The 5,666-nt window shown below is 46.9% G+C and carries 5 protein-coding genes; 4 read left to right on the forward strand and 1 reads right to left on the reverse strand.

Annotation, left to right across the window (positions count from 1 at the left end):
* The 3 genes from K8R76_11545 to K8R76_11555 form a co-directional block, all read left to right on the forward strand.
* A partial coding sequence (locus K8R76_11545; GenBank protein ID MCD4848808.1) for a hypothetical protein occupies nucleotides 1-854 on the forward strand: 854 nt, incomplete at its 5' end.
* Between the two features lie 58 nt (nucleotides 855-912).
* Entirely contained in the window at nucleotides 913-1,812 is a 900-nt protein-coding gene (gene ftsY / locus K8R76_11550; GenBank protein MCD4848809.1) for a signal recognition particle-docking protein FtsY, read from the forward strand.
* Nucleotides 1,809-2,543 carry an ABC transporter ATP-binding protein gene (locus K8R76_11555; GenBank protein MCD4848810.1) on the forward strand — a complete coding sequence of 245 codons (735 nt, stop codon included), beginning with the start codon at nucleotides 1,809-1,811 and terminating at the stop codon, nucleotides 2,541-2,543. Before ftsY ends, K8R76_11555 begins: the two co-directional genes overlap by 4 nt.
* 52 nt (nucleotides 2,544-2,595) lie before the next feature.
* On the opposite strand, the gene K8R76_11560 is transcribed toward K8R76_11555, so the two are convergent.
* The gene (locus tag K8R76_11560) at nucleotides 2,596-4,797 is read right to left on the reverse strand and encodes a carbohydrate binding family 9 domain-containing protein (protein MCD4848811.1); all 2,202 of its coding nucleotides are present in this window, start codon (nucleotides 4,795-4,797) and stop codon (nucleotides 2,596-2,598) included.
* Nucleotides 4,798-4,991: 194 nt separating this feature from the next.
* Here K8R76_11560 and K8R76_11565 point away from each other — a divergent pair, with 194 nt between their 5' ends.
* Complete coding sequence (locus K8R76_11565; protein ID MCD4848812.1) at nucleotides 4,992-5,579, forward strand: hypothetical protein; 588 nt, start codon at nucleotides 4,992-4,994, stop codon at nucleotides 5,577-5,579.
* Nucleotides 5,580-5,666: the final 87 nt, after the last annotated feature.

Raw genomic sequence — 5,666 nt, forward strand, 5'->3', positions numbered from 1 at the left:
ATGGCTGGCAGACATACATGTACATGCAGTACGATCTTGAAGGTAATGTTACAGTGCCAATATGGGATTTTACTAATGATGAAGGTGATATGGCTCGATATCCCGGCCTTGCTGTTGACAGCAACGGGGATCTTATAGTGGTAGGCCGCGTGGGTATCAGTGGTTATCCGAGCAGGTATGGTTTCTGGAGGCTTAATGGACGCACAGGAGATCTGGAGATCCATAAATGGATAGTTGTCAGTGAGTCACCTGACATGGTTGTAAGCACTATGATGGATCTATTACCATTTCCCGACAACGAGAAATTCTACCTTGTATGGATTGATGGAGCCGCAAATGATATTGTGTGGTACATAGTAATGGATAATGATGGATCACTCATTGTAGAAACAACCGCAGCATACGACCATAGTGATGAAGATCCTGAAGATGTTCTTAATATCGATGGTGTGGTTGATTCCGAGGGTAATCTGTATGTGATCTATAATCAGGGAGAGATGGAACCGATTTTCGGTGGTTATCCCACCTTCGGCTGGTTCAACGCCACCAGCCTCGGACTTGAGGAAGAAGAGGAATCATCAGACCAGGGAACTGAACTTATCATCATAGAACCCTCCTGCAATCCCTTCTGCGGAAGTGTTGAGTTCATTGTAATCGGTGGAGATGTTTCTGAACTCTCAGTCTACGATATATCTGGCCGCCTGGTTGCAGAGATTCCGGTTACTGATGGTGTTAATGTCTGGGATGGGTGTGATTACAGCGGTGACAGACTTCCCACCGGTGTGTATACAATCAGCGGCGGTGAGAACTGCGAATCTGCCATTGTGACGCTTCTGAGGGAGTCTCATCCATGACATCTGTCAGCCTTGAAACCGCTGAACAACTGAGTGACAGCTGAGGAGCTTTGTTGATTTGAATCTTTCGAATAAACTCAGACGAAGCAGAGAAGCGCTGGCTGGCAGACTCAGCCAGCTTTTTAGCTCAGGATGCATTGATGAAGGTGTTCTTGAGGATGCTGAGGAAATTCTCCTCGGAAGTGATCTTGGCTGGGAACTGACCGAGAAGATAATGCTTGAACTCCCTGGAAGGATCAAAAAGTCGGGGCAGGGCTGGAAAGAAGCTCTTGCCGGGATTTTAAGAGAAAGTGTCCCTGTTCGCTCTACATCGCGTATTATTGATGCGCGGCCAAGTGTAATCATTGTGGTTGGAGTTAACGGAGCTGGAAAGACAACTACGATCGCCCGTCTGGCTGCGAAACTCCAGAAAAAGAAAAGCAGAGTTCTTCTGGCATGCGCTGATACCTTCAGAGCCGCCGCAGCCGAGCAGCTCGAAATATGGGCTGAGAAACTTGGAACAGCAATCATTACTCAATTACCAGGATCTGATCCTGGCGCAGTAGCATATGATGCTGTTAAAAGGGGGTTGAGCCGGGATTACGACACTGTAATAATCGATACGGCAGGAAGGCTCCCCAACAAAAAAGGATTACTGGCCGAACTCTCCAAGATTCACAGAGTCTGCGGCAAAGCGATGGAATCAGCTCCCCACGAAGTGCTCCTGGTTCTTGACGCTACCGTAGGGCAGAACGCAAGAGCCCAGGCAGAGCAGTTTCTAGAAGCGATTCCGGTAACCGGGCTCGTAATCACGAAACTTGACGGAACGGCAAAGGGAGGATCGGTGCTGGCTATGGCCAGTCAGATGGATATTCCCGTTAAATACATAGGGGTAGGGGAGAGCAGTGATGATCTTCTTGAATTCGAATTGGATTCATTTATTAATGCCCTGCTGGATATCGAGGATGGTAAATTTTGATTCTCAAACTTGAAAATCTTTCGAAAACCTTCGGAAAGACTATTGCGGTCTGTGATCTTTCTCTGGAAATTCCAGCGGGGGAAGTATTCGGACTTCTTGGACCTAACGGAGCGGGGAAGACAACAACTCTGAAGATGATCTCCGGGCTTGCAGTTCCGGATAGCGGAAAAATTATTGTTGATTCAGTGGATGTATCTGTTGATCCAGAAGGTGCACATTCACGGATTTCCTATGTGCCGGATGAACCGACAATGTACTCGAAACTGTCAGGCAGGGAATTCCTGCGATTCATTGGAAGAATGAGGGATATTCCACCTGATGAAATAGAGGAGAGAATCGCGTTTCATGAAAAGCTCTTCGATATGGGGGACTGGCTGGACAGCAGGGCCGAGAGCTATTCTCACGGAATGATACAGAGAGTAGTGCTTTCATCGGCCTTCATATCCCGCCCCAGACTATACGTTATCGATGAGCCTCATGTCGGTCTTGATCCCGCCACTGCCGAAACATTCAACAGAATGAGCCGCGCGGCAGCTGCTTCCGGATCAGCGGTTCTGGTTTCTACTCATACTCTTCCGGTTGCGAAAGTGTTCTGCGACAGACTTGGTATCATTCATGAGGGCAGGCTGATGGAGACATTCAGAACAGACGAGATCGTGGAAAAGGATCTGCAGGATATCTTCTTCGAAATTACCGGTACGGGTCCCGCCAACGTAGCCAACTTCTTCTAAGGGACGTACCACACTTCTTCAACTTGTGAGAGAGAAACGGTGTTTTGAGATATCAAATGGGCAGGAACCACGTGAGTTTACTGAAAACTGTGAAGTCAGGTTCTCCATATTCTCCGGTAATTTCATCAGGATCCGCATTTTCACCGGCCATGAAGTAGAACATACTGCCGGGTTTGAACTGCCAGCTGAGAAGAATGTTCATCCAGTGATCATTACTCTCCGAAACCTCAGAAAGCCCGTAATCTGATTTGAACCTTGAAATCTGGGAAACCAGTGACAGACTCAGATCCGTATTGAACATATAGCTGCAGCTTAACTCAAATGATTTCCAGTCAGTATCTCTTGTGTCCCATGCTTCACTATCCCAGTTGTATCCCAGAGCGTTCGAAGTTGTACTCCAGTCGATATCTGCCCCGATTGAAACATGAGGAGCAGGTTTCAGATTAAGCCATGTCCCGAATGATCTGTTTGTGCCGTTACGGTAAGTGCCGCCGTTTACATAAAGGGAGATATAGAATTTTTTCCTCGAATCCGTTGAACAATAAAAGTTCCATGACATGCCCGGATCGTATGTTGCACCATCGGGTCCTTCGTATCTGTCGAATCTTGATCCCCTGTAGCAGATACCGCCTTCTATATAGTACCTGTTGCGAAATGAGACACCTGAATTCAGCCTGATGCCTCTGGACGTAATTTCTCCACCTGGAACCTGATCGTAGTAATAGCAGATATTCGTCCACGCGTCCTGCAGTGTTGGATTGCCGGAGAACGGGTGGAACAGCCCTACATTCGCCCATGAATTCACATCTCCTGTGGATGTAGTGTATCCGATCATATTCGCGTTGAAATTTTCTTCTCTGTAAGAAAATCCGGTTGAACAGTTCAATCTCTCATTCTTGAAACTGTAAGTTCCCTTGTATGCAAGATTGTCCGACCATTCGCCTGCATAGGAATTCCAGGTGCCGCCAAAAGCTCCATAGAGAGTATGCAGATCGGCTATTCTGATCTGAGCGTCGAGAGCGCCGGATCGTCCGTACGAGTAATCCTGATTCTCCTGCTGAGGGATATCGGTGCTTGTCATGCTCGCACCGATGAATGAGCCATCGCCAAACTCTCTGATCACTCGTCCTACCGAGTAATTCGCAGCTGGCTCCAGCATGTCTCCGTCTTCAGAAATCCTGCCTGTATATGCTTCAAGAAGTCCGAATCTGAATCCGCCGGAAGCCCCTGTCAGTTTTGCGCCGCCAAGGATGGGTATGATTTCGCCATTGGAAGCAACCGCGCCTATACGTCTGGAATAGAAGAGATTGAAAGGGAGATCGAATAGATCAGCTCCTTCAAGGAAAAACGGTCTTTTTTCGCGGAGAAATGTTTCCCAGTGCGACAGATTAGCTTCATCAGCGTCAGCCTCAATCTGCCCGAAATCAGGATTAATAGTGAGATCGAGAGAAGCATTGGTTGAAATCCCAATTCTGCAGTCCAGACCTGCATTTCCCCATGGATCCCACTCATCCTCTGAATCAGGCATGTACTGAATCTTTCCGGCTCCATAGGGCCTTAGTTCAATCCGTCGGCTGTCAGGAAGATTGTTCAGTCCATGAAGTTCACCGAAATCCCTGATATATATCCAACCGTTATCACCCATCCTGAAAAGAAAAGCGCTTTCATTAGTGCGTGTCATGGTCCTTTTGACGTTAACACCCCAGACCTGTTCGGTATCATCAGAGTAGCGCAGGACTGCGAAGGGAATGGCATATTCAGCGGTCCAGCCCGAATCGGATGAAGCGGTGGCACTTTCCCATACCGCATCCCAGTTCGAGTCCCATCCACCTACTTCGCACAATCTTCCGTCCTGCTGAACATTCTCGATATTTGTGAAAAAGAAGTAGGCATTGTTATCATCATTAAATGTATCCAGCCAGACACCGATCCATTCACTTGAGAAATCATGATCTCTGGGAGTCAGAGCCCTTGTAAATTCTTCCGGATGGCTGTCATGCATGGTGAGTGCGACATAAAGCGCTCTGTCGTCGAACAGCAGCCTGATTTCTGTCCGTTCCGACATGGGTTCGCCGCAGTCCGGTCTGTGCTGAATGAAATCTTCATTCACCGGAATCGCGAGTTCCCAGATGTCCTCATCCGGTATACCGTCTATTTCTGGAGCCTCATCAACTCGTACAGCCTGTACTGTTATCTGGGAATAACCAGAACCTGCTATGAATAGCAGAATAATAGAAAATATGTACTTATTCACGCGCTTGCCCTTTCTGAATCATTACACTGATGTCCGGAGGCTGAATGCTTAAAGATAAACAATTTAATTCCAATTTCCTAAAAATCCCACAATTTCCTGAATCCGAGAGGGTTGCAGCAGGATGAATCCATGTGTATTTACACCCGGTACTGTTTATCTTTCTTTGCACTGTAGTTCTGAAAGGGGAACTGAGCATGAAGTATTTGGGTTTGACAATGATCCTGATTGCAGGCTTATCGATTGCGGGTAATCCCGGTTTTTTGATTGTACCTGGAGAGAGAGTCGGAATTGTTCCTCTTGAAATTTCAAGGGTGGAATTGGGCGTTCTTGTCGGAGATGAAGCCCTGATAGATACAACTGTTCACCTTGGGGAAGGATTCATGGCCCCTGGAACACTGGTGTTTCCAGGAACGAAAAGAGAACTTGAGATTACCTGGTTTGATTCCCTGATGAATTCTACAGTTGGAATTACTGTGACAGGTGAAGCCTATGAAACATTCGAGGGAATTCGCATCGGAATGTCACTTACTGATGTTAACTCTCTTTTGGGTGAATTCAGACTCTTGGGATTTGCATGGGATTATGAAGGGCAGGCAGATTTTTCCGATACTTCCCTTGGAGATGGAATATATGCTGTATTCTATGCTGGTGAGCGAAATACGCCTGAAAGGCTTGAAGCATGGGAATCGGTTCTGGGAGACAGATGGTTCAGTTCACTCAATCAAGGTATGGTAAATCTTGATCCTCGCATTTCAAGTATTAGCATCTACAACTCCTATTGATATCAATGATACAACCTGATTTAATCATAGAGAGGATTCTAACAGGACCGATTGATGTAAACTGCTACATCATCGGATGTCCGGTAT

This window comes from Candidatus Aegiribacteria sp. (assembly GCA_021108435.1).
Classification (GTDB): Bacteria; Fermentibacterota; Fermentibacteria; order Fermentibacterales; family JCC-6; genus Aegiribacteria.